The 25105-nt window shown below is 59.6% G+C and carries 19 protein-coding genes and 1 tRNA gene; 9 read left to right on the forward strand and 11 right to left on the reverse strand.

Annotated features, from left to right (window positions below):
* Positions 1–224: 224 nt before the first annotated feature.
* The 5 genes from ASC74_RS15570 to ASC74_RS15590 form a co-directional block, all read right to left on the reverse strand.
* Positions 225–701 carry a hemerythrin domain-containing protein gene (locus tag ASC74_RS15570; protein ID WP_056742219.1) on the reverse strand — a complete coding sequence of 159 codons (477 nt, stop codon included), beginning with the start codon at positions 699–701 and terminating at the stop codon, positions 225–227.
* Between the two features lie 254 nt (positions 702–955).
* Positions 956–1252, reverse strand: a complete 297-nt coding sequence (locus ASC74_RS31135) for a hypothetical protein (protein WP_082555830.1) — start codon at positions 1250–1252, stop codon at positions 956–958.
* 186 nt (positions 1253–1438) lie between these two features.
* On the reverse strand, positions 1439–2782 hold the full coding sequence (locus tag ASC74_RS15580) for a cation:proton antiporter (RefSeq protein WP_056742223.1): 1344 nt from the start codon (positions 2780–2782) through the stop codon (positions 1439–1441).
* A 148-nt stretch (positions 2783–2930) separates the two neighbouring features.
* Positions 2931–3788, reverse strand: coding sequence for an SDR family oxidoreductase (locus ASC74_RS15585; protein ID WP_056742225.1), 858 nt, complete (start codon positions 3786–3788; stop codon positions 2931–2933).
* A 213-nt stretch (positions 3789–4001) separates the two neighbouring features.
* Positions 4002–5156, reverse strand: coding sequence for a MalY/PatB family protein (locus tag ASC74_RS15590; protein WP_056742226.1), 1155 nt, complete (start codon positions 5154–5156; stop codon positions 4002–4004).
* Positions 5157–5379: 223 nt separating this feature from the next.
* Between ASC74_RS15590 and fdnG the strand changes: the two genes are divergently transcribed.
* The 7 genes from fdnG to ASC74_RS15630 all read left to right on the forward strand — a co-directional run bounded on the left by fdnG (position 5380) and on the right by ASC74_RS15630 (position 14457).
* Positions 5380–8445 (forward strand): formate dehydrogenase-N subunit alpha, encoded by a 3066-nt coding sequence (fdnG, locus tag ASC74_RS15600; RefSeq protein WP_156400826.1) that lies wholly within the window; start codon positions 5380–5382, stop codon positions 8443–8445.
* On the forward strand, positions 8446–9381 hold the full coding sequence (gene fdxH / locus ASC74_RS15605) for a formate dehydrogenase subunit beta (RefSeq protein ID WP_056742230.1): 936 nt from the start codon (positions 8446–8448) through the stop codon (positions 9379–9381).
* Entirely contained in the window at positions 9378–10031 is a 654-nt protein-coding gene (locus ASC74_RS15610) for a formate dehydrogenase subunit gamma (RefSeq protein ID WP_056742231.1), read from the forward strand. The genes fdxH and ASC74_RS15610 overlap by 4 nt, the downstream gene beginning before the upstream one ends.
* A gap of 5 nt (positions 10032–10036) precedes the next feature.
* Positions 10037–10963 carry a formate dehydrogenase accessory protein FdhE gene (gene fdhE / locus ASC74_RS15615; protein ID WP_056742233.1) on the forward strand — a complete coding sequence of 309 codons (927 nt, stop codon included), beginning with the start codon at positions 10037–10039 and terminating at the stop codon, positions 10961–10963.
* 63 nt (positions 10964–11026) lie between these two features.
* Positions 11027–12451 carry an L-seryl-tRNA(Sec) selenium transferase gene (selA, locus tag ASC74_RS15620; protein WP_056742235.1) on the forward strand — a complete coding sequence of 475 codons (1425 nt, stop codon included), beginning with the start codon at positions 11027–11029 and terminating at the stop codon, positions 12449–12451.
* Positions 12448–14355, forward strand: a complete 1908-nt coding sequence (selB, locus tag ASC74_RS15625) for a selenocysteine-specific translation elongation factor (protein ID WP_056742237.1) — start codon at positions 12448–12450, stop codon at positions 14353–14355. The genes selA and selB overlap by 4 nt, the downstream gene beginning before the upstream one ends.
* Before the next feature lie 6 nt (positions 14356–14361).
* Positions 14362–14457 (forward strand) — tRNA-Sec (locus tag ASC74_RS15630).
* 6 nt (positions 14458–14463) lie between these two features.
* Here the strand turns inward: ASC74_RS15630 and ASC74_RS15635 are convergent.
* The 5 genes from ASC74_RS15635 to phbB all read right to left on the reverse strand — a co-directional run bounded on the left by ASC74_RS15635 (position 14464) and on the right by phbB (position 20440).
* A complete protein-coding gene (locus tag ASC74_RS15635) occupies positions 14464–15804 on the reverse strand; it encodes an OprD family porin (RefSeq protein ID WP_056742239.1) in 1341 nt (446 codons plus the stop codon).
* Between the two features lie 63 nt (positions 15805–15867).
* Positions 15868–16521 carry a hydrolase gene (locus tag ASC74_RS15640; protein WP_056742241.1) on the reverse strand — a complete coding sequence of 218 codons (654 nt, stop codon included), beginning with the start codon at positions 16519–16521 and terminating at the stop codon, positions 15868–15870.
* A gap of 139 nt (positions 16522–16660) precedes the next feature.
* A complete protein-coding gene (gene phaC / locus ASC74_RS15645) occupies positions 16661–18364 on the reverse strand; it encodes a class I poly(R)-hydroxyalkanoic acid synthase (RefSeq protein WP_056742243.1) in 1704 nt (567 codons plus the stop codon).
* A gap of 96 nt (positions 18365–18460) precedes the next feature.
* A complete protein-coding gene (locus tag ASC74_RS15650; RefSeq protein WP_056742244.1) occupies positions 18461–19636 on the reverse strand; it encodes an acetyl-CoA C-acetyltransferase in 1176 nt (391 codons plus the stop codon).
* 57 nt (positions 19637–19693) lie between these two features.
* Complete coding sequence (phbB, locus tag ASC74_RS15655) at positions 19694–20440, reverse strand: acetoacetyl-CoA reductase (protein WP_056742246.1); 747 nt, start codon at positions 20438–20440, stop codon at positions 19694–19696.
* 256 nt (positions 20441–20696) lie between these two features.
* Between phbB and ASC74_RS15660 the strand changes: the two genes are divergently transcribed.
* Positions 20697–21734, forward strand: a complete 1038-nt coding sequence (locus ASC74_RS15660; protein ID WP_056742248.1) for an AraC family transcriptional regulator — start codon at positions 20697–20699, stop codon at positions 21732–21734.
* 24 nt (positions 21735–21758) lie between these two features.
* Here ASC74_RS15660 and ASC74_RS15665 read toward each other — a convergent pair whose 3' ends face one another.
* Entirely contained in the window at positions 21759–24224 is a 2466-nt protein-coding gene (locus ASC74_RS15665; protein ID WP_056742250.1) for a DUF3141 domain-containing protein, read from the reverse strand.
* 255 nt (positions 24225–24479) lie between these two features.
* Here ASC74_RS15665 and phaP point away from each other — a divergent pair, with 255 nt between their 5' ends.
* Positions 24480–25049 carry a TIGR01841 family phasin gene (phaP, locus tag ASC74_RS15670; RefSeq protein ID WP_056742252.1) on the forward strand — a complete coding sequence of 190 codons (570 nt, stop codon included), beginning with the start codon at positions 24480–24482 and terminating at the stop codon, positions 25047–25049.
* Positions 25050–25105 lie beyond the last annotated feature (56 nt).

Here is a 25105-nt window from a genome sequence, read left to right on the forward strand (position 1 = left end):
CCCGGCCATGGATGGCCGATGGCGGCGGGCCCACGGAGCAGGACCGGAGCGAGGGCATGCCGAGCCTAGGCGAGGCACCGAACGACAGGGGCAAGAGCCCTTTGGTTACTTTGGGGCTTTTCCAAAGTGACCCGCCGTAAGGGCGGAACCCTAAGCCGCCATCACCGCAGAAACGGATATGCCCCCAACCTCAAGTGAACAGGGCCTTTGGGTTCCCGCCAGCATCAAGCCGCCAAATTGGCTGCGCTCATTTCTTTCTTGTACTGAATTTTCAAACTTTCCATTTGCGCACCCAGCTCTTCAAGTGTGGCTTTACCCAATAGTTTTTTAGCCTGAGGGAACATCTCGGTTTCCTCTTCTTCAATGTGATGTTCCAGCAGTTCCTTGACCACTTTCACCCGACCGGCAAATTCCGGGGTGGACGGATCGGTGACTTTCAGGTCTGGCAGCACCAGGGAATCAACGGTGCGATGTTCTTCCTTGGCTTCGTAATACATGACGTCCTGTTCCTTGCCCCCGGCTTTCTTGTACGCCGGGTACAAGACTTCTTCTTCGAGACGGGTGTGGATGGCGATCTCCATTTCCAGCTTGGCCAGCAACTCGCCGCGCTTTTTAACACCACGCTCGGTGGATTCGCTTAATTGGGTCAGGATGCCTTTTACGCGTTCATGGTCGGCTTTCAACAAGTCTATGGCGTTCATGGTCGAGTCTCTCAAATAGTCAGGGGGTGAGCGCGAACGGTCTCAAGGCCGCAGGTCGCTCAATGTCCTGGAGCATTTGTCGTGCCGGTTTGCCGGATCGATAACTTGTTTATAAAACAATAAGTTATAGTGACTGATGGCGAACTGAGGTCATGCAGCCTGCATGAGTCCGGATATTCGCTCATGCAGTTCGCAGTGGAGCATTGATGTTTCAGACAATAAAAAGCCCGGAGACTGAGCCGGGCTTTTCAAGTTCAGGATATGGGTTCGGGTTGCTGGAGCGAACGATGAGCATTTTGCGTAGAAATCGAGACAGGCGGGAAATCTTCGTTGAGCAGCCGCAAGTGCTCGATCGCTTCCTCGAACTTCAAGTCGGCCTTCCTTCGCATGGCCTGATAGCGATCAAACCGTTCCACATCCATGTCGCTATCCTCGAGCAACGCAAAGGCGCTACGGTTCAGCGCTTGGGCCTCTTCAAACATCTGACGATTACGTTCCAGGGCGAAGGCCCGGCAGGCTTTGATTTCATCGGAGGTGGAATAGTGAATCATGACCAGCACCTGATTTTCTCGAGGTTCCTGTTGAAAGGTATCGACGCCGCAGGGGAACCGAACCTGGCATGTCCCGCCGTGCAAAAGCTGGGTGGGATTAACGTGTGACCTGCGGGATCGCTAAAGGATTTCAAATTTATTAGCGAAGAAATTCGATAATTCATGCCGTAAATACTCACAGCCAAATCAAAAAAACTGTTTTTTTTGCCGTTCATATCGAGCCAGGATTGGTTGAGTGCTGATCCCGTGGAGGAGAATGCTGAGCGCGACCACGGACAACGTCAGGTCGGTACATAACGTTGCAATCGAATCGCCCAACCCATGGTTCAGGGCATAAAACAGGTAATACAGACTGCCGATGCCGCGTATGCCGAACCAGCCAATCAACATTTGCTGGCGCCCGTTGAGCAAACTGCGCCAAGGCATAGCGACGACGCTCAGTGGCCGTATCAGACAAAACAACACGCCAGCGATCGGCAACGCACGCCAGTCCCAATGCGCCATCAGCACCACGCCGAGCAGCGTCACCAGAAAGACCTCCATGGCCCGTTCCACCAGACTGCCAAAGGCGAGCATGTCGCCCATCATGATGCCCGCCGCGACCTGAGTGTCTTCAAGGCTTGCGGTATCACCGTGAACCGCATGTTGCGGCTCGACGTTCTGATGTCCCACAACCGGTTGAACAAGATGCTCGGCAGGAAGCTCGTCGTTGCCCGTGGATTTGACTTCTTCGTGGCGCAAACCCAGGCCGGCGGCGAACACCGACAAAAAGCCGTAACCGTGAATCGACTCGGCCCCGACATACGCCAGGGCAATCAAGGCGAGGGCGAGGTAATCATTCGGAGAAAGGGTGCTGTCGTCATTTTTGATGCGCATCAACAAGGTCAGGCGGCCAATGCCGCGTCCCATCCAGTAGCCGGTGAGCAAACCGGCCGGGACTGCCCATAACAGACTGTGCAGCACCCAGTCGCTCAGCCAGCCGGGGTTGCCGTCGTGTTGCACCAGCAGCAGGCCGAGGATGACAAACGGGAAGGCGATCCCGTCATTGAGCCCGGCTTCACCCGACAGCCCGAAGCGCACGCTGTCGTCATCCCGGGCGTCGTTGACCTGCACCAGGGCGGCGAGCACCGGGTCGGTGGGCGCCAGAATCGAGCCAACCAACACGGATACGCCCCAGGACAATTCGAAACCGTAATGCAGCAACAGGCTGACACCGGCAATGGTCAACACCATGACCGGGCCGGCCAGACCGTAGGCAATGCGCCAGTTTTTGTTCCTGAGCGGCAAGCGCAACTTCAAACCACAGACAAACAACGAAAACAGCACCGCGACTTCCGTCAGGTGCTCCATCCAAGTGGACGCATCATCGGTGTCCAGTTTCAACAGCCCGAACCCCGCGGGCCCGATGGCTATACCCAGCACGAGGCACACCGCCGACGTAGTCACCGGCATCCATCGCAGGTACGACGACGTCAGTGCCAGCGTCAGCAGCACCGCCCCCAACACTGCCACCCACAAAATGAAACTCATGCTCGGTACTCGTCGGGTGCGTGCCGCTATGTAGAGCCTTTGGCGATCAACCGACGGTCGCGCGCAGGTATTCAGGCGTCAATACGTTGAACCATAGCAGGATCATTGAGACCAGGAGGGTGACCAGCACCAGCAACCCGGGTTCAACTTAAAGCATCGGCTTGCCACCGGTGATTCCATAGCGCTGCCCCGTGATGTAACTGGCCTCATCCGACGCCAGCAACACATAAATCGGCGCCACTTCCACCGGTTGACCCGGCCGGCCGAGCGGGGTCTGACCACCAAAGTTCTGCACTTCTTCATCGGGCATGGTCGAGACAATCAGCGGCGTCCAGATCGGCCCCGGTGCCACGCAGTTCACCCGAATGTTCTTCGGCCCCAGCATCTGCCCCAGGCCAGCGGTGAAGTTGGCAATTGCGCCTTTGGTGGTGGCGTAAGGCAGCAGGGTCGGTTTGGGCATGTCGGAATTGACCGAGCTGGTGTTGATGATCGAACTGCCGGGTTTCATGTGCTTCAACGCGGCCTGACAGAGCCTGAAAATGGCGGTGATGTTGACGTCGAAGGTCATCACCCATTCTTCGTCCGGGATGTCCTCGAAGTGTTCGTGGGTCATCTGGAACGCGGCGTTGTTGACCAGCACATCGATCCGGCCGAAGCGTTCGACCGTCTTGTCCACCAGCGCCTGGCATTGGGTTTTCTGCGCCAGGTCTCCGGGAAGCAACAGGCACTGCCGGCCGGCCTGTTCGACCCAGCGTGCGGTTTCCTGCGCGTCTTCATGTTCATTGAGGTAGGCGACGGCGACGTCCGCGCCTTCACGGGCGAAGGCGATCGCTACGGCGCGACCGATGCCACTGTCGGCGCCGGTGATCAGGGCAATCTTGCCGTCCAGTCGGCCTGAACCCTTGTAGCTTTGTTCGCCACAGTCGGGGTACGGGTCCATTTTCTTTTGGGACCCGGGGACGGGTTGGCTTTGTTTCGGGAAGGGTGGTTTTGGATAGGCAGTCATTGGGAAATCTCCGTTCGCAAGGCAGAAGAGTCAAAGGGTTGACCCTGGTGTTTTGCCTTGAGTTCGGTTGGATTTCAGAGCGCTTGCGACACTCTGGAAAACACACTAGACCCCTGTGGGAGCGAGCTTGCTCGCGATGGCGGAGTATCAGTTGACATAAATGCTGACTGTTGTGACGCCATCGCGAGCAAGCTCGCTCCCACAGGGGATGTGTCAGGCGTTGCGATTGAGCAAACTGCGCTCCATCCGCGCGATGCCTTCTTCCAGCAATGCCCGTGGGCAGCCGAAATTCAGACGCACGAACTGTTTGCTGTCATCACCGAAATCCAGACCAGGGCTCAACCCGACCTTGGCTTGCTCAAGGAAAAACTGCTGAGGGTTATCCAGTCCCAGCGCCGAGCAATCGAGCCACGCCAGATACGTGCCTTGCGGGATATTCATGGTCACACCCGGCAGTCGGGTATTGACCGCTTCCACCAGATAATCCCGATTGCTTTGCAGATAAGCCTTCAACCCGGCCAGCCAAGGGCCGCCTTCGCTGTAGGCGACGCGCGTCGCTTCCATGCCCAACGGGTTGACGCTGTCGACCATGCCGCAGCGGGCGTGGTTGACCTTTGCACGCAAAGCCGAGTCCTGAATAATCATGAACGATGTTTTCAGACCGGCGATGTTGTAGGCCTTGCTCGCCGACATCAGCGTGATGGTGCGCTTGGCGATTTCCGGGCTCAGGGAAGCCGTCGGAATGTGCACCCGACCGTCGAAACACAGCTCGGCATGAATCTCGTCAGAGATGATCCAGGCTTCGTGCTCCAGACAGATGTCGGCGACCGCTTGCAGTTCTTCTCGCGGGAAGACTTTGCCCACCGGGTTGTGCGGGTTGCTCAGCAGCAGCGCACCGCCACCGGTCAGCGCCTGATTCAAGGCATCGAGTGGCGTGGCGTAAGTGCCGTCCGCCAACGCGTCGAATTCGAGTTCAACCTTGTTCAATCCCCAGTGACCCGGCGCATGACGCAGCGGCGGGTAGTTCGGGACCTGAACCACGACGTTCTGCTGCGGCTGGACCAGCGCATTCAGCGCCATGTTGAACCCCGACTCCACGCCCGGCAGGAAAATCAGTTCCTCAGGCAATACGCGCCAGGCGTACTTGTTCCACAGATCGGCGACGATGGCATCGCGCAAGTCATCCTGGGCCACGCTGTAGCCGAGCATCGGGTGTTCCAGACGTTTTTGCAGGGCCTGGATGATCACCGGCGGTGCGGAGAAGTCCATGTCGGCCACCCACATCGGCAACACGTCGGCCGGGTAACGGCTCCATTTGGTACTGCCGGTGTTGTGGCGGTCGAACACCTGATCAAAATCGAAAGTCATGCTCAGTCTCATAAAAAGCGTGGTTGAACGTGGGGCAATGATAAACGCCAAGGACCTGTGGGAGCGAGCTTGCTCCCACAAGGTATTGCCCGATGGTCGGTTTTCACACAGTCAGTTCTAACATTGTCTACAGTTTTAAGTGTCGGCAGCCAGACTGCCGCAACCGTGATTGTCCAGAAAAACCCGGCAAAACTACCGGGTCTCCACCTGACAGGAGTGCACGATGGACCTCAACCGTCGTCAGTTCTTCAAGGTCGCTGGTATCGGCCTTGCGGGCTCGAGCCTCGGCGCGCTGGGCATGGCCCCCGCGACTGCCTTCGCCGAGCAGGTGCGCCACTTCAAGCTTGCCCACACCCATGAAACCCGCAACACCTGCCCGTACTGCTCGGTCGGCTGTGGCGTGATCATGTACAGCCAGGGCGATGCCGCCAAGAATGTCGCGCAAAACATCATCCACATCGAAGGCGATTCCGACCACCCGGTCAACCGCGGCACCCTGTGCCCCAAAGGCGCCGGCCTGCTGGACTTCATTCACAGCCCCGGTCGCCTGCAGTACCCGCAGGTGCGCAAGCCCGGCACCACCGAGTGGACGCGCATTTCCTGGGATGAAGCGCTCGATCGCGTCGCCGACCTGATGAAGGCCGACCGCGACGCCAACTTCATCGAGAAGAATGCCCAGGGCCAAATGGTAAACCGCTGGCTGACCACCGGTTTCCTCGCGGCCTCGGCGGCGTCCAACGAAGCGGGTTACATCACCCACAAAGTGGTTCGCAGTCTCGGCATGCTGGGGTTTGATAACCAGGCGCGTGTCTGACACGGCCCGACGGTGGCAAGTCTTGCCCCGACGTACGGCCGTGGTGCCATGACCAATACCTGGACCGATATCGGTAACGCGAATCTGATCCTGGTAATGGGCGGCAACGCAGCAGAAGCGCACCCGTGCGGCTTCAAATGGGTGACCGAAGCCAAGGCGCACAACAAGGCACGCTTGATCGTGGTCGATCCGCGTTTTACCCGGACCGCCTCGGTGGCCGACTATTACGCGCCGATTCGCACCGGCACCGACATCGCCTTCATGGGCGGGCTGATCAACTACCTGCTGACCGAAGACAAGATCCAGCACGAGTACGTGCGCAATTACACCGACGTGTCGTTCATCGTCAAAGCCGGTTATGGCTTCGAAGACGGGATCTTCAGCGGCTACGACGCGGCCAAACGCAGCTACACGGACAAGTCCGGCTGGGGTTATGAACTCGGTGATGACGGCTTCGTCAAGGTCGACCCGACCCTGCAAGACCCGCACTGCGTCTATCAATTAATGAAGACCCATTACAGCCGCTACAACATCGAACTGGCGAGCCAGATTTGCGGCATGCCGGTGGATGCCATGCAGAAGATCTGGGAAGAAATCGCCACCTGCTCGCAACCGGGCAAGACCATGACGATTCTCTACGCGCTGGGCTGGACGCAGCACTCGATCGGTTCGCAGATCATTCGCAGCGCGGCGATGGTGCAATTGCTGCTGGGCAACGTCGGCATGCCGGGCGGAGGTGTCAATGCCTTGCGCGGGCACTCCAACATTCAGGGGCTGACCGACCTCGGTTTGCTGTCCAATTCACTGCCGGGCTACCTGACCTTGCCGCAGGATGCGGAGCAGGATTACAACGCCTACATCGTCAAACGCACGCAAAAACCGTTGCGGCCGGGGCAGCTGTCCTATTGGCAGAACTACGGCAAGTTCCACGTCAGCCTGATGAAAGCCTGGTACGGCGCGAATGCCACGCTTGAAAACCGTTGGGCTTATGACTATCTGCCAAAACTGGACATCCCGAACTACGACATCCTCAAAGTGTTCGACCTGATGGGCCAGGGCAAGGTCAATGGCTACATGTGCCAGGGCTTCAACCCCATCGCCGCGTTGCCAGACAAAAACCGGGTGATGGCGGCGCTGGCCAAGCTGAAGTGGCTGGTGGTGATGGACCCGCTGTCCACCGAGACCTCGGAGTTCTGGCGCAATGTCGGACCGTACAACGATGTCGAAACGGCCGGCATCCAGACCGAAGTGATTCGCCTGCCCACCACCTGTTTCGCCGAAGAAGACGGCTCGCTGGTCAACAGCAGCCGCTGGTTGCAATGGCACTGGAAAGGCGCCGACGGTCCGGGCGAAGCGCGCACCGATGTGCGGATCATGAGCGAGCTGTTTATCCGTCTGCGCCAGCGTTACCAGGCCAACGGCGGCGCTTATGCCGAGCCGATCCTGAAACTGTCCTGGCCGTACAAAATTGCCGAGGAGCCTTCGCCGGAAGAACTGGCCAAGGAAATCAACGGCTATGCCACCGCTGACTTCACCGACGCTACCGGCGCGGCGATCAAGGGCAACGCGCAACTGGCCGGTTTTGGCCAGCTCAAGGACGACGGCAGTACGGCTTCCGGTTGCTGGATTTTCTGCGGCAGCTGGACTGAAGCGGGCAACCAGATGGCCCGGCGTGACAACAGCGACCCGTATGGCATGAAGCAACATCAGGGCTGGGCCTGGGCCTGGCCGGCGAACCGACGGATTCTCTACAACCGCGCTTCGTGCGACCCGCAAGGCAAGCCGTGGGACGAGAAAAAACGCCTGGTGTGGTGGAACGGCAAAGTCTGGGGCGGCACCGATGTGCCGGACTTCAAGGCCGACTCGCCACCGGAAGCCGGGATGAATCCGTTCATCATGAACCCCGAAGGCGTGGCGCGGTTCTTTGCCGTCGACAAGATGAACGAAGGGCCTTTCCCTGAGCATTACGAGCCGTTCGAAACGCCGATCGGCATCAACCCGTTGCACCCGGAAAACAAGAAAGCCACCAGCAACCCGGCGGCGCGGATCTTCGATTCGGTATGGGATTCCTTAGGCGTGGCCAAGGACTATCCGTATGCCGCGACCAGCTACCGGCTGACCGAGCATTTCCACTTCTGGAGCAAGCATTGCAAGCTCAATGCGATTGCCCAACCCGAGCAGTTCGTCGAAATCGGTGAAGTGCTGGCCAAGGAGAAAGGCATCGTGGCCGGCGACCGGGTCCGTGTCAGTTCCAAGCGCGGGCATATCGAAGCGGTGGCGGTGGTGACCAAGCGGATTCGACCGTTGCAGGTCAACAATCAGGTGGTGCACCAGATCGGTATCCCGCTGCACTGGGGTTTTACCGGGCTCACGCGCCACGGTTACCTGACCAACACCTTGGTGCCGTTCCTCGGCGATGGCAACACTCAGACCCCGGAATCCAAGTCATTCCTGGTCAACGTGGAGAAAGTCTAAATGGCCAGCCAAGACATCATCGCCCGTTCGGCCACCACGACCGTCCCGTCCTCGGTACGCAATCAAGAGGAAGTGGCCAAGCTGATCGACACCACCAAGTGCATTGGTTGCAAGGCTTGTCAGGTCGCCTGTTCGGAATGGAACGAGCTGCGTGACGACGTCGGCCACAACCTCGGCACCTACGACAACCCTCAAGACCTGAGCGCAGATACCTGGACCTTGATGCGCTTCACCGAGCACGAAACCGACGCCGGCAATCTGGAGTGGCTGATTCGCAAGGACGGCTGCATGCACTGCGCCGAGCCCGGTTGCCTGGCGGCGTGCCCGAGTCCGGGGGCGATCATCAAGCACGCCAACGGCATCGTCGATTTCGACCAGGATCATTGCATCGGCTGCGGGTATTGCATCACCGGATGCCCGTTCAATATCCCGCGGATCTCGCAAAAGGATCACAAGGCCTACAAATGCACGTTGTGCTCGGACCGGGTGGCGGTGGGGCTGGAGCCGGCCTGCGTCAAAACCTGTCCGACGGGCGCCATTGTGTTCGGCACCAAAGACGACATGAAAGAACACGCGGCCGAAAGGATCGTCGACCTCAAGAGCCGTGGCTTCGAACACGCGGGTCTGTACGACCCGAGTGGCGTCGGCGGTACTCACGTGATGTATGTGCTGCACCATGCCGATGAGCCCCGGTTGTATGCCGGCCTGCCGGACCAACCGACTATCAGTCCGCTGGTGGAGCTGTGGAAAGGCGTGAGCAAACCCTTTGGGTTGCTGGCCATGGGCTTGGCGGTGCTGGCCGGGTTCTTCCACTACGTGCGCATCGGGCCGCAGCTGGTCGAGGAGGACGAACACCCGACCATCCCCGATCCCGCCGTGCATGAAATCGATCCATCGGTGCACACCTATGATCCGAAGGGGCAGGACAGGCCATGAACGACAAACCGATCCTTCGCTACACATCAAACCAGCGCACTAACCATTGGCTGGTGGCGATTCTGTTTCTGATGGCGGCACTGTCGGGGCTGGCGTTATTCCATCCGGCACTGTTCTGGCTCAGCAACCTGTTTGGCGGTGGGCCGTGGACTCGCATCCTGCATCCGTTCATGGGCGTGGTGATGTTTGTGCTGTTCCTCGGGCTGGTAATCCGTTTCTGGCGCGCGAACTTTTTTATCAGCAACGATCGGTTGTGGCTGAGGCGAGTCGGGCGGGTGATCAAGAACGAGGAGGAGGGCGTGCCACCCATCGGCAAGTACAACCCTGGGCAGAAGCTGCTGTTCTGGACTTTGCTGATTTGCATGCTGGTGCTGCTGTTCAGCGGGCTGGTGATCTGGCGTGCGTATTTCAGCGAGTACTTCGGCATTACAACGATTCGATGTGCGATGCTGCTGCATGCGTTGGCGGGTTTTGTGCTGGTGCTGAGCATCATCGTGCACATCTATGCCGGGATCTGGATCAAAGGCTCGGTCAACGCCATGTTGCATGGCTGGGTCAGCCGCGCCTGGGCGAAAAAACACCATGAACTCTGGTACCGCGAAGTGACCCGCGACGAGCACCCCGACCGGCCGATCAGCAAAAAAGGATAACCCCCTTGGCGACGATTCTTGAGCCTGGCGAGATCGAAGCGGCGGCGAGTTCACCGCCGTTTCTCTACCTGCCACCGAACAACTTGTTCACCTTGCGCGCGTTGCGACTGGAGCGTCTGGTCGACGGCCATCCACTGGCCGATTACCTGCGGCTGGTAACCGGCCTGTGCCACGTGCAGCAGTGTGTGATGGATGATCCGCCCGTGGCCGCCATGCCCGATGCCGAACGCCTGCGAGTGTGCCAGCAACACGGTTTGCCGCCGTTCGCCGCCGACAGTCTGGTGCGCGAAGACGATTGGCTGCCGTTCCTCGAAGCGCTATTGCAGCGTTACCAGCCACCGCCGCAACCTGCCGTGGAAAAAACCGTGGCGACTTTGCGCAGCACCCACGTCGGGCAACTCAAGGCCTGGGCGATTGCGCTGGTCAGCGGCCAGTTCACCTTGCTGCCCGCCGCCGTGGTGCCGTTTCTCGGCGCGGCGTTGCAGGTGGCCTGGAGTCATTGGTTGTTGGGCACGCCGGACCTTGCGCTGAAGCCCGGCGACAGTCTCAGTCAATGCCCGGCCTGCGGTTCGCCGGCCATGGCCGGGGTGATTCGCCATCGCGGCAAGTACAACGGCTTGCGATATCTGGTGTGCTCGCTGTGTGCCTGCGAATGGCATGTGGTGCGGGTCAAATGCGTGTATTGCGAACAAAGCAAAGGCCTTGAATACGTCAGCCTCGATGACGACCGCCACGCCGCCAATCAGGCACCGTTACGCGCGGAGGTCTGTCCTGGCTGCCATAGCTATCTGAAGCTGCTTTACCTGGAAAACGACGCCGAGGCCGAAGCGCTCTCGACGGACCTGACCAGCCTGCTGCTGGACATGCGCCTGGAGCAGGAAGGCTACCAGCGTCCGGCGCCTAATCTGTTGCTGGCACCCGGAGGTGACTGAGCGCTCCCTTTAAACCCAGCGGCTACACTCAGGCGCGACGGTCAACGTTTGCGGGAGCGCCTGATGTCTTCCAGATCCGCCAGCCAAGCTCTGCGGCTGCCTTCCATCGACAGTTTGCTGCGCCATCCCGCCTGCCAACCGCTGGCCGAGCGTTATGGGCGTGACGCATTGCTGGCCAATTTGCGCCAATTGCTCGATGACTTGCGTGAACCGGTGCTTTCAGGGCAACTCGACGCCATTGAAATCGCACCCGAAGCGTTAGCCGGCAGGGCGGGTGAACGCTTGGCCACTCAGCATCGCAGCAACGTGCGCCGGGTGTTCAATCTCACCGGCACGGTGCTGCACACCAATCTGGGGCGAGCGTTGTTGCCGGAGGAAGCCATCGACGCCGTGCAGAGGGCGGCCCGTTATCCGCTCAATCTGGAATTCGACCTGCACAGCGGCAAGCGCGGCGACCGTGATGACCTGATCGAAGGCCTGATCCGCGAGCTGACCGGCGCCGAGGCGGTGACGGTGGTCAACAACAACGCCGCCGCTGTATTGCTGACGCTCAACAGCCTGGGCGCGCGCAAGGAAGGCATCATTTCCCGCGGCGAACTGATCGAAATCGGTGGCGCCTTCCGCATTCCCGACATCATGGCCAGAGCCGGGGTCAGGCTCCACGAAGTCGGCACCACCAATCGCACGCATGCCCGCGATTACGAAGCCGCGATCAGCCCACGCAGCGGTTTGGTGATGCGCGTCCATGCGAGCAACTACAACATCGAAGGCTTCACCGCGCGGGTGCCGACCGCCGAGTTGGCGCAACTCGCGCATAAACACGGTTTGCCGTTGCTTGAAGACCTCGGCAGCGGCAGCCTGCTGGACCTGACGCGCTGGGGCTTGCCCGCCGAGCCGACGGTGCGCCAGGCGCTGAGCGATGGCGCCGACATCGTCACCTTCAGCGGCGACAAATTACTCGGCGGTCCTCAGGCCGGATTAATCGTCGGCCGCAAAGACCTGATTGCGAAGATCAAAAAGAATCCACTCAAGCGTGCCTTGCGGGTCGACAAACTGACCCTGGCCGCCCTCGAAGCGGTGTTGGGCCTGTATCGCGATCCTGATCGACTGGCCGAGCGGCTGCCGAGTTTGCGCCTGCTGACCCGAGCACAGGCAGACATCCTCGCCCAGGCTGAGCGCCTGCAACCCTCGCTGGCCAAAGTCTTGGGCGACGGCTGGAGCGTCAGCGCAGTACCGGCGCTGGGCATGATCGGCAGCGGCAGCCAACCGGTGGCGCGCTTGCCGAGTGCGGCGTTATGCCTGCGACCGTGCGCGTCCAAACGTCTTCGCGGACGGCGGCTGCACGATCTGGAGGCGGCCCTGCGTGCGTTGCCGATTCCGGTGCTCGGGCGCATTGATGACGATGCGTTGTGGCTGGACCTGCGGCAACTGGACGATGAACCGGCGTGGCTGGCGCAACTCGATCAAATTGCAGGAACCGTAGAGTGATCGTCGGCACCGCAGGGCACATCGACCACGGCAAGACTGCCTTGCTCCAGGCACTGACCGGCCTGCTCGGCGACCGGCGTCGGGAAGAGCGTGAACGCGGCATGACCATCGACCTCGGCTACCTTTACGCGGCGCTGGAACCGCATGCGCCCCTGACCGGTTTTATCGATGTGCCCGGTCATGAGCGCTTCACCCACAACATGCTGGCGGGGGCTCAGGGCATTGATCTGGTGTTGCTGGTGGTCGCGGCCGACGATGGCGTCATGCCGCAGACCCGCGAACACCTGGCCATCGTTGAACTGCTAGGCATCCCTCGAGCGCTGGTGGCGATCAGCAAATGCGACCGCGTCGAACCGTCCAGAGTGCAAGCCGTTCGCGATCAGATCCAGACATTGCTGGCTCCGGGCCCCTATGCCAACGCGCCGCAGATTGCGCTGTCAAGTGTGACCGGGGAGGGCGTCGAGACGCTGCGACAGGCTTTGCTCGTGGCGCAACGTGAAGTCCTTCAACGCAGCACCACCGGCGGTTTTCGCCTGGCGATTGATCGTGCCTTCAGCGTGGCCGGCGTCGGTATCGTGGTGACCGGCACTGCGTTGTCTGGCGTGGTGGCCGTGGGCGATACGCTGATGCTCGGCCCGCTGAACAAACCCGTTCGCGTGCGCGGCCTGCATGCGCAAAGTCAGGCTGCCGAGATCGCAATGGCCGGACAGCGAGTGGCGTTGAACCTGAGTGCCGAACGCTTGGCCCTGGAGCAGATCCATCGCGGTCAGTGGCTGTCGGCCGAGTGGCTGTACGCGCCGACCCAGCGAGTGGATATCGATCTGCAATTGTTGGCCAGCGAACCCAAAGCCTTCGAGCACTTTCAGCCTGTGCACGTTCACGTGGGGACTCAGGACGTGACCGGGCGGGTGGCGTTGCTGGAAGGCGCCCGCCTGGCGCCGGGTGAACGGATGTTCGCGCAACTGCTGCTGAATAGGCCAGTGCAGGCCGTGAAGGGTGATCCGTTGATCCTGCGTGACCAGAGCGCCCAACGCACCCTCGGTGGCGCGCGGGTGCTCGACCCGTTTGCACCGACCCGACAACGCCGAAGTCCCGAGCGGCTGGCGCAGCTACACGCCCTCGCCACACGCAAAGAGTTGGAAGACAGCCTGCCGGCGTTATTGGCCAACAGCGACACCGGGCTCGATCCACAGCGTCTTGAGCGTCAGTTCAACCGCCCCCGCAACACGTGGGTTTTGCCCGATGACATGCGCCTGATCGACACTCGCCAAGGTCCGTTGCTGTTCAGTGCGGTCCGATGGGAAGCACTGAAAGCGCCATTGCTGGAACACCTCGCACGTTTTCATCAACTGGAACCGGATCAAATGGGCCCGGACCGGGATCGCCTCCGACGGTTCACGGGCACAGCGCTGGACCGTCCGACGTTCATCAGCCTGCTCGACGAATTACTCGCCAGCGGTGCCATTGCCGCCAGCGGGCCATGGCTGCATTTGCCCGATCATCAGGTGCGTTTGAGCGAAGACGACGAAGCCCTGTGGCAACACTTGCAACCGTTGTTCGAACAGTCTGGTTTTGATCCGCCGTGGGTGCGCGACCTTGACCATGACGAGGCGGTCGTGCGCTTGCTGCTGTGCAAAATGGCGAGGTTGGGATTGTTGCATCAAGTCGTCCGTGACCTGTTCTACACCGACACGATGATCCGCCGATTGGCGGCTATGCTTGTGCAACTGGCCGCGCAAAACCCGGTGATTCAGGTCACGGCGTTTCGTGATGCAGTGGGCCTGGGTCGCAAGCGCAGCATCCAGATTCTTGAATACTTCGACCGGCTCGGCCTGACGCGACGGTTTGGCGACAAGCGCCACATCCGTCTCGACAATGCCTTGGCCCAACGCACCGAGCACTGACTTCAAGGAAGGCAATCGCGCCCGGTGGCGCGGCCGGGCTTCAAACCCGGTTGGGGACGGCATCCGTTCCCGGGCAGGTTCGACTCCGGCTGCCTTCCGCCATTTTTGTCATAAGTGCCCGAAGCTCAGCGGGTACTGGATAATGACGTAGATCCTGTCGATATCATCGCCGGCCTGTGCGCTATTGGCCCGGTGCGACACATGGGACAGTTGCAGGGACAAGCCCTTGGCCGACCCGGATTGCACGATGTAGCGCAGGTCTATGTCCCGCTCCCAATGCCGCCCGCCGTCCCCTTGTTGAGGGACGTACTCACCGAGCGTCTCGTCGAACGGGTTGTAGGCTCCACCCTTGGGCGCATGGGTGCCGTCGATCTGGCTGCCTTTCACATAACGGGTCATGAAGTTCAGCCCGGGAAATCCGTAGGGGCCCAGGTCGAGGTCGTAGCGTGCTTGCCAGGAACGTTCATGGGCGCCGTTGAAGTCGGCGTACTTGATCGAGTTTGCGAGGTAAATGGAGTCGCCACCGACAAAATCGAAGGGCGTGTCGCCATTGATTTTTTGATAGGACAGCGTAAACGCATGGGCATCTTGAGTGTATTTGCCCGATAGGCTGAATGCGGTGTTGTCGATGGCGCCGGCCAGCGCCTGGCCGGTGTCCTGCGTGTGATAGACATTGGCGTCGAGAAACATGCCGGATTGTTTCAGGTGCAGGTTGCCGTAGTACTGATGCCAGGTGTCGGTCAGCTCGGAAGCGTAGAGCGCCCCTCCGACGGGACTCTGGGTGAACAGGTCGGCGCCGAGAAACGAGATACCACCCGCCTCGGTGTTGGCGCCGTAGCCGTAAAAGTCGTCCTTGCTTGAAGAGCTGTCCTGGTTCTTGAACGCGGTGAAGTGGCCGGCCACCAGATTCATACCGTCGATTTCACGGCTGTCGAGCAAAAAACCCGTGGCGTACTCCGGTTGCAGGCGTTTGTCCGCGGTATCGAACACCGGGGTTTCCACCATCATTTCACCGAAGGCCACTGTGGTTCGGGAGGCCTTGATTTTCAACGCCGCGCCGCCGCTGGAGTAGTTTTCTTCACTGCGGCCATCAGCATCCACTGGCAGCAGTCCTGTCCCGGAATGACCCTTACCGCCATCGAGCTTGAGCCCCAGAAACCCATGGGCATCCAGGCCAAATCCAAATGTGCCGGGTGTGAATCCGGATTTAAAAGCGGCGATAAAGCCTTGAGCCCATTCCTGTTTATAATTTTTGCCCGCAGGCGAGGGTGAGCGATAGTCACTGTTGAGGTAGAAATTTCGGCTGAGCACCGACAGCGATGCACCGTCCAGAAACCCTTGGGGGGGCTGAGTCAATTCGTCAGCCAGAGCGGCCCCGGCCGAGTCCGCGAACAGCACCGACACCCAGAACGGCAGCGCGAGTTTAAGGTCTTGCGCGGAAAGCTTCATGGCTCACTCATCATGAGGACAGCGACTCCAGAATGTCCGGAGTCGCTTGTTTTTAGACGGCGCTTAATGGCCTTCCGAGGCACCGAACATGGACTTGGCATAGATCAGGCCCAGACCGTAGGCACCGCCATTGGCAATCGAGGTTTTCACGGTTTCCTCGTAAGTCTCGCTGCGAGCCCAGTCCCGCTGCAGTTCAAGCAGGTATTGCAGGGATGTCATGGGGCGAGCACCGAGTTGGATCATGCGCTGCATGGCCATTTCATGGGCTTCGGTGGTGACGTCGCCGCAGGCATCGGCAATCACGTACACCTCGAAACCCTGGTCGATCGCCGACAGCGCCGGGCCAACGATGCACACGGACGTCCAAAGACCGGCCAGGACGATTTTCTGTTTGCCGGCAGCGTTGACTTCGACAGCGATGCGCTCGTCTTCCCAGGTGTTCATGCTGGTACGGTCGATGACGTTGTGTTCCGGGAACACCGATTTGATTTCGTCGAAGATCGGACCGGAAAAACTCTTCTCGGCGACGGTGGTCAGGATGGTCGAGACCTTGAAGCCGCGTGCGGCCTTGGCCACCAGTGCTGCGTTGTTGCGCAGGGTGACGGCGTCGATCGACTTGGTCGCAAAGGACATTTGCGACTGGTGATCGATCATGATCAGCGTGTGGTCGGTCGGGGTCAGCAGGGTTTTGCCTGGAACAGCTTTTGCGATGGCCATGACGATGTCCTTACGGTGTGAGTGAGGAGGACATGGTTGCCGGGATTGCCGCGAGGATATTGAGCGTATGTGCTGTTTTTACGGAGATGAGTGAAGAGCGAGCCCCCGCGCGATAGTGGTTATCGCGCGGGGTTGTCGATCACTGCATCACATAACGCCCCGGTGCCGACTCGATCGCCGGGTATTGCGCGTTGCCGGTATGCAGTACCGAGGGCTGGCGTTCGCCAGACTGTTCAGCCAGCCAGACGAACCAGTCATTCCACCAGCTACCGGAATGTTGCTGGGCGTTCTTGAACCAGGTTTCCGGGTTTTTGGTGACCCGGTTGTTGGTCCAGTAGTGGCGCTTTTCCTTGGCCGGCGGGTTGATCACTCCGGCGATATGCCCTGAGGCGCCCAGCACAAAACGCTTGGTCCCGGAGAGCAACTCGGTGCTGGCGTAAGCGCTTCTCCACGGCACGATGTGATCGTCATGGGTGGCGAGGATGTACGCCGGAGCATCGATGGCGCGCAGGTCCAGCTTGACCCCGCAACAGTCCAGCTCACCGGATTTCAGGTCGTTCTGCAGATAGGTGTGGCGCAAATACCAGCAGTACATCGGGCCCGGGAGGTTGGTGCTGTCGTTGTTCCAGAACAGCAGGTCAAGGGGGATCGGTTTCTGGCCCTTGAGGTATTTGTCGACGTTGTAGTTCCACCACAAGTCGTTGGGGCGCAACAGCGAGAAGGTATTGCCCATGTCCTCGCCCTTGAACAGGCCGATGGGGCCATCCTGGCCGCCGATGGTGCGCTCGCGGTAGGCCACCAATTGTTCGTCGACGAAGATGTCGATGGGGCCGGTATCGAGGTAGTCGAGGAAGGTGGTCAACAGGCTCACGCTGCCAATCTCGCGGTCGCCGCGCGCCGCCAGGACGGCCAGCGCCGAACTCAACAAGGTGCCGCCGATGCAGAAGCCGACGCAATTGGGCCGCTGCTCGCCGCTGATCTCGCGGGTCACTTGCAGGCCTTTGATGATGCCGGTTTCGATCAGGTCATCCCAGGTGGTGCCAGCGTGTTCCTGGTCAAAGTTGCGCCACGACATCAGAAACACCGGGTGCCCTTGCTTCAACAGATGGGCAACCATCGAGTTGTCCGGGCGCAAGTCGAGAATGTAGTACTTGTTGATTGACGGCGGCACGACAAACACCGGGCGCCGGTACTGGGTTTCGCTTTGCGGGTAATACTGAATCAGCTGGAAGAGTTCGTTCTCGAAGACCACTTCGCCTGGGGTGTTGGCGAGATCGACACCGACTTTGAATGCGCCGGCGTCGCACTGGCGCATCTTGCCTTCTTGCAGGTCGCTGGCCAGGTGCAGCAGGCCGGTGAGGAGGCTGCTTCCCTGGGTATCGACGACCCGTTGCAGCGCATCGGGATTACTGGCCAGAAAGTTGCTCGGCGCTCCGGCGGCGATGGCTTGTTCCACCAGATAGAGCAGGCGCTGACGCGGCTTTTTGTCCGGGATCGCTAACTTGTCGAGCAGCTTCAGCAGAAACCCTGCGTTGAGCAAGTAAAACGCAGCGAGCGAGCCGAACAGTGGCTGGCTCCAGTTGCCGCTGGAAAAACGTCGATCGTCGAAGCTGAATGGCTGACCGGTCAGCAGTTGCTGGCCGAGTTCGCCCCATTGCTGTTGGTAATCCGATTGAAGGCTGTCCAGGGTGCCGCGCGGCAGGTCAAACCACTCGTTGTATTCCTGGCCGGTAAACCACGGATTGCTACTGACCCAGAGACGTAATTGTTGCACTGCAAAGGAGGCAATGAACGGAACCTGGCCTGACCAGAAGGTGTTGAAGGTATGCGCGTTATTGTCCATGGAACTCCTTGCCCACATCCGTAAACCGGGCCGAAAAAAACCGCGGCGCCGGACTTCGGCGCCGCGTCAGCAACTTAAGCAAACACTCCTGTGTTTCTAGCGCTCGATGACCAGGCTGACGCCTTGGCCGCCACCGATGCACAACGTGGCCAGGCCTTTTTTGCCGTCGCGACGAATCAGCTCGTGTAACAGCGACACCAGAATCCGCGCGCCCGATGCACCGATCGGATGACCCAGGGCAATCGCGCCACCGTTGACGTTGACTTTGCTGGTGTCCCAACCCAGTTCCTTGCCGACTGCCAGTGATTGCGCGGCGAACGCTTCATTGGCTTCGATCAGGTCGAGGTCGTCCAGGCTCCAGCCGGCTTTGGTCAATGCCAAGCGGGTGGCCGGTACCGGGCCGATGCCCATGATCGACGGGTCGACGCCAGCGCTGGCGTAAGCCTTGATGCGTGCCAGAACCGGCAAGCCGAGGGCCAGGGCTTTGGCGGCGCTGGCCAGCAACAGCACGGCGGCGCCGTCGTTGAGGGTCGACGAATTACCGGCAGTCACGCTGCCGTCTTTCTTGAACGCGGGTTTGAGGTTGCCCAGCGCCTGCAGTGTGCCCGGACGCGGCTGTTCATCGGTGTCGAAGACCAGCGGCTCACCCTTGCGCTGAGGGATCAGGATCGGGGTGATTTCACGCTTGAAGTAGCCCGCTTCGATGGCAGCAGCGGCTTTCTGTTGCGAGGCCGCGGCGAAAGCGTCCTGGTCTTCGCGACTGAGCTCGTACTTCTCTGCCAGGTTCTCGGCGGTAATGCCCATGTGGTAGTCGTTGAAGGCGTCCCACAAACCGTCCTGAATCACGCTGTCTTGCAGTTGCGCATGGCCCAGACGCAAACCGGTGCGGGCCTTGGGCAGCACATACGGCGCCAGGCTCATGTTTTCCTGACCGCCGGCAATGATGAGTTCGGCGTCGCCACAACGGATGGCCTGGACCGCCAGCTGGACAGCCTTGAGACCCGAGCCGCAGACCTTGTTCAGGGTCAGGGCAGGGGTGGTATGGGGGAGGCCGGCCTTGATTGCCGTCTGGCGCGCCGGGTTTTGCCCCGAGCCTGCGGTGAGTACCTGGCCGAGGATCACTTCATCGATCTGCGAGCCGTCCAGACCGGTCTCTTCCAGCAAACGGCGAATGACCGCCGCGCCCAGCTCGGTGGCTGGAATCGCGGACAAGGCACCTTGAAAACTGCCAATGGCGGTACGAGTAGCGGCAACGATTACGACTTCGTTCATGCGTGACCTCATTAAGATTTTGTCGAGCAAAAGCAGGGCATCCATGCCCTGACAGGTCTACTGCATGTTCATGCCGCCGTTGACCGAGAAGTCGGCCCCGGTGCTATAGGCCGATTCATCGGAAGCCAGCCAGGCCACGATGGAAGCGATTTCTGCAGGTTGGCCGAGACGCCCGACCGGTGTGGCCGCGATCATGGTGTCGAGAATGTCCGGGCGGATGGCCGCGGTCATGCTGGTCTGGATGTACCCTGGGGAAACGGTGTTGACGGTCACGCCCTTGCCGGACACTTCCCGGGCCAGGGCCATGGTGAAGCCATGGATGCCGGCCTTGGCCGCGCTGTAGTTGGTCTGGCCGAACTGGCCGCGCTGACCGTTGATCGAGGAGATGTTGATGACCCGTCCCCAACCCTTGGCCAACATCCCTTCAATCACCTGCTTGGTGGTGTTGAACAGGCCGCTCAGGTTGGTGCCGATGACCGCGTTCCAGTCTTCGGGCGTCAGTTTGCGAAAGGACGCATCACGTGTGATCCCGGCGTTGTTGACCAAGACATCGATCGGGCCGAATTGCTCTCGTGCCATCTCGAACGCTTTGCGCGTTGATTCCCAATCGGTGATGTCGCCATAGATGCATTCGAATTGATAACCCGCCTCCAGTTGGCTCGCCATCCATTCTTTCTTGCGGGCGGAATCTGAGCTGCAGCCCACGATCACCTTGAATCCTTCCGTGTACAGGCGTTGGCTTATCGCAGTGCCAATCCCACCCATACCACCCGTTACCAACGCAATACGACCAAGCGACTTCATATGCTCTCTTCCTTTTTGTATTTTGCGCTGCAAGATGGGGGATTGTTCGGCATTGACGGGGTGTGCGGAAGTGTTGAGAGGTGACGGTCTGGTGTCCAACGGTGCCATGCCTTTGTAATGCCCGGCTGGCTAAATATGAGGAGTACCTATACTGGGATCAATATTGGCAACTGAACCACCCGTTAGTATTTGATTCATCGCAGATCAGTCATGGCTCCGGACAGGATGTTCGGTTCCACAGGTCATTGAGGACGCCATGTATAGAATGAGTTCAGGCTATGCCAGCGTGCTGGTAAATACGCTCTTGGCTCAAGGACTGGATGTTGCCAGTCTGTGTCAGGAGGCTGAACTAGACATGAGGCTCGCGGACAAACCTGGAGCGTTTTGCGAGCGAAAGGCTATCTATCGACTATGGGATCTGGCCGCTCAGGCCTCGGGTGATCCAGACATCGGCTTGAAAGCCTATGGAAGTTTCCACCCCGGCAGTTTTCAAATCGTCGGCTACACCATGATGTCCAGCCTGAATCTGAAAAAAGCCCTTGAACGACTGGTCCGTTTCAGTCCGTTGATCGGCACCGGATTCAGCCTTTTCTTTACATCGGAACAGCAGAATTACCGACTTTCCGGCCTTGATCATCAACAAAAAGGCTCGGTCAAACCGCGCCAATACACCGATGCAGCGCTGGCTTCATTGCTGGGTTTCTGCCGTAAGCTGGCGGGCGGCAACGCACCGCAACCCTTGTGCGTGGAATTCACCTATCCCGAACCAGAAGACACCTCCGAGCATCGACGGCTGTTTGGCTGCGACCTGCGTTTCGATGCGGCGTACGACAGCATTTTGTTTGACGGACAGGAGCTGTTGCGTCCGTTGAGCATGGCCAATGAAGCGTTGGCGGTGCTGCATGACAGTTTTGCCGAGGCTCAACTGGATCTGCTGTTTGGTTTTTGCATCGTCGGCAGGATTCGCGCGTTGATTACCGAGCGTTTGAGTCAGGACCATGGACAGTGCGACATGGAGTCGATTGCGGCGGCATTGAACATCAGCAAGCGGACGCTGCAACGCGCGCTGGAAAAGGAAGGTACACAATTCAAGGACGTGCAGAACGCGGTGCGCCGGCAACTGGCCGACTTCTACCTGCGCCATTCTCACTTCAACATGAAGCATGTCGCGTATCTCCTTGGTTTTCATGATCACAGCAGTTTCAACAAAGCCTGTAGCCGCTGGTTTGGCATGACGCCCGGTCAGTATCGTGCCGATGAATCTTTTGAAGTCGAGGAGGCCGCGCCGGTCTGACGCGGTCCTCGTCAGCATTCAACGTTATTTCACCGGAGGTTTTTTCACGCCTTTCTTGCCCTTGGCAGGTTTGCGCACCGGACTCGCAACCTTGGCGATGGGGTCTGGGGTAACTGCGGTTATTTTCTGCTTGATTGGCTCCGGGGTTACCACCGGGGCTTTCTGCTTGATTGGCTCAGGGATGACCACCGGGACTTTCTCTTCGATGGCATCGGCTTCGCCGGGTGGTTGAGTCAGGCTGAAACCTGGCAGCGGCACGTCGAGCAGCGTGTGCAGCTCACGCCAGAAGGGGTTGTCTGCACCGCTGGTCAGCAGTTCCGGCAGCAAATTGGCGACGGCCGCCAACACTTGCTGGCGTTCTTCGACCTCGACAAGCATCAAGGGCAGGCTGTGCAGGCTTTCTTGCGGGTGGGTGGCGACCAGCAGTTTTTGCAGGCGTAGGGTTTCGCGCAGATCAAGCGGCTCGGCACTGTAGTCCTGAAGCAGCACCTGCAATTGCAGGATCAATTTTTCGACGCTTTCCTTGCCCGGCTCGTCGCTGTCGCGGCCCAGCAGGAACAGGATCCGTATCAAGGCTTCCATCAGGCCGCCAAGGGGCAGGGCATCCTGCAGGCGCTCGATCAGGACCTTGTCGTGCTGCTCGGCATGCGCTTGCAGATTTCGCCCGGGTGCATTGCCGGCGAGGCTGTTGAGTACGCCATACACACCGTAGAAACACATTTCCTGAGCCGCATCGCGCAGATCCCGATAGCCGTTCAAGGCGTCCTGCACCTGGTTGGAAAACAGTTCCTGCCAGTCCAGCAACGGGTTGTTCTGGTTGGCGGGGTGACGATCCTTGCTCACTTGAGCGGCACTGCCTGCCAGCCACCACAGCGCCGGGTTCAAACTGCTCCAGGCCACTTGCTGCTGATGGAAAGGGTGCGCCCGGCGCAGCAGTTCGGCGCTCGGTTCGTTGATCAGCTGGCGCAACCACGGGCGTATGAATTCGTCGTACACACTGTTGTTGATGGCGGACGCGCGCTGGACCAGCGCAAATTCGCGATCGTCATCACGGGGCGGTTGCACCTGACCATGGATGTCGGCGATACGCCGGCGTTCGAAACGCACGGCATACGGCGTCGCTGAATTCTCCGGCAGGTCTTCGATGAGCATTTCATACAGCCCGGCCGACAGCGCATTGATCGCTTCGACCGCACCGAGCAACTCACGGTGTTCACGCCGCGCCACTTCACCGGAGACGAAGATGCCCAGGTGACCGATGCTCGCGTGTCGCAGGTAAACGATGGTGCGTCCGGTATTTTGCAACGCGAGATCGCTGGGATAAACGTCGGAGATCCAGTCCAGTGCCTGCTGCGGGGGGGTGATGTTGTCGCCATACGAGCAGAACACCACCACCGGCACTTCGATCAGCTTGAGGTCAAGCCCGCTGCTCTTGCGCCCCAAGCCACCAGACAGCCGATTGCCGATGAACAGGTCGTCGACAATCATCTCGATCTCTTCGCCATTGAGCAGGGTCGGGCTGCCCCACCAGCGTTCGAAATCCAGAAAGCGTGCGGCCTCGCTGTCGACTTCGCTGAACAGGTGGTAATACTTGCCCCAAAAGGTGTTAGCCGGGTCAAGGTTTTCGAAATTGCTGACCAGCCAGGTGCCGTCGAAACGGTCATTACCGAGGTCGCTCCCCAGGCGCGCCATCCAGCCACCACCCAGCAAGCCGCCGGAATAGCGCATCGGATTGCGGCCATTGACGCCGGCCCAGTACGACAGCGGTGCACCATTGACGATGATCAGCCCCGGCAGCTCCGGCCGGGTGGCCGCGAGGCCCATTAATGCCCAGCCCGCCTGGCAGTTGCCGATCACCACGGGTTTGGTGCTGTCGGGGTGTCGGGCGCTGACGACTTCGATGAACTTCGCTTGGGCTTCTGTGATATCGGCAAGGGTTTGCCCAGGGCGGGGCGAGTGACTGAAGGAGACGAAATAGGTGGGGTGGCCGGCTCTCAAGCTTTCGCCTATGACCGAATCCTGTTTGAAACCGCCGATGCCCGAGCCGTGACCGCCGCGGGGATCAATGATGATCACCGGCTGTTTTTTGCTGTCGATCTGTTGTCCGGGACCGCCAAGGATTTGCAACAGCGAGTAATTGACCGGGCGGGGCAGGTCTTCACCGGCGACCAGCGTTTCATGATTGAACTTGAGCAGTAGCGGATACCCGGCGCGTTCGTGGGCCAGGGTGTTGTCGCCGCGCTGACGCAAGGTGTCCCAGAACAACACGCTGCGTTGGCCGAGGTCGGTGAAGTAGTCCTGCCAGTCAGCAGGCGTTGGCTGCCGGAGTTGCCCAAGGCTTAAAGGCGCGAAGGTTTTTGCCTGGCGCTTCTGCACGGCGTCGAGGACGTTACGGGTATTGAGGCGTTGCAGATGATTCAGGTGTTCGAACAAGCCAGCGGGTTCGGAAAACTCTTCATCTTGCAGCGCAATATTTGATTCCTGACCCATCGTGATCTCCTGACGCTGTGCATGGGAACCGGCCCATCAGAACCCTTTAGTTAAAGAGGGCGAGCCTGGCCGTTCGATGAGCAGGAGTTTACAGCGAATAAGGAGGGCTTTAGCAAAGGTTATTTTGCACCGCACAAAATTAGACGTTGCCAAATGATTTTGTGCACTGCAATATCAAGGCTAACGCGATGACTGGCCGGATCGCTATCGCGTCCTCAGGCCCATCAGGGCCTTCCAGTACCAGGAGATTCAAGCATGTCTTTTTTCAATTCGGAAAAACTGCAAACCGCTCAGAAAGCCAACCTCGATCTTTTGCAGCAAATCAGCGGCAAAGTCTTCGCCAGCGTTGAACAGCTCAGCCAGTTGCAGTTCAAGGCACTGCGCGACTCCACCGAAGAGCACTTCGAAGGCGTTCGCAAGCTGCTGGCCGTCCGTGATCCACAAGGTTTCGCCGAGCTGCAGGCTTCTTTCACCCAGCCGAGCGCGCAGACCGAACGTCTGGCCGAGTTCAATCGTCAAGTTCAAGCACTGATCGTGGGTACTCAGTCGGACATCGCCAAATTGACCTCGGGTCAGGTCGAAGCGGGCACCCAACAGGTGCAAGAGTTCGTTGAAGCCATCAGCAAAAATGCACCGGCCGGCTCCGAGCCTGTTGTGGCTGCGTTCAAGTCGAGCCTGGCGAATGCCGGTACAGTGTTCGAAAGCGCACAGAAAGCCGTAAAACAGGCTGCCGATGTGGCTCAGAGCAGTTTTGACGCAGCGACTGCCGCGGCCACCAAAGCGGCTCCAGAAGCAAGCGCCAAGGCTACCAGCGGTAACAAGTAAGTCACGTCAAGCAAGCGGCACCAATGGCGATGGGTTTATTCCCTATCGCCATTTTT

Source organism: Pseudomonas sp. Root329 (genome assembly GCF_001424925.1).
GTDB lineage: Bacteria > Pseudomonadota > Gammaproteobacteria > Pseudomonadales > Pseudomonadaceae > Aquipseudomonas > Aquipseudomonas arabinosi.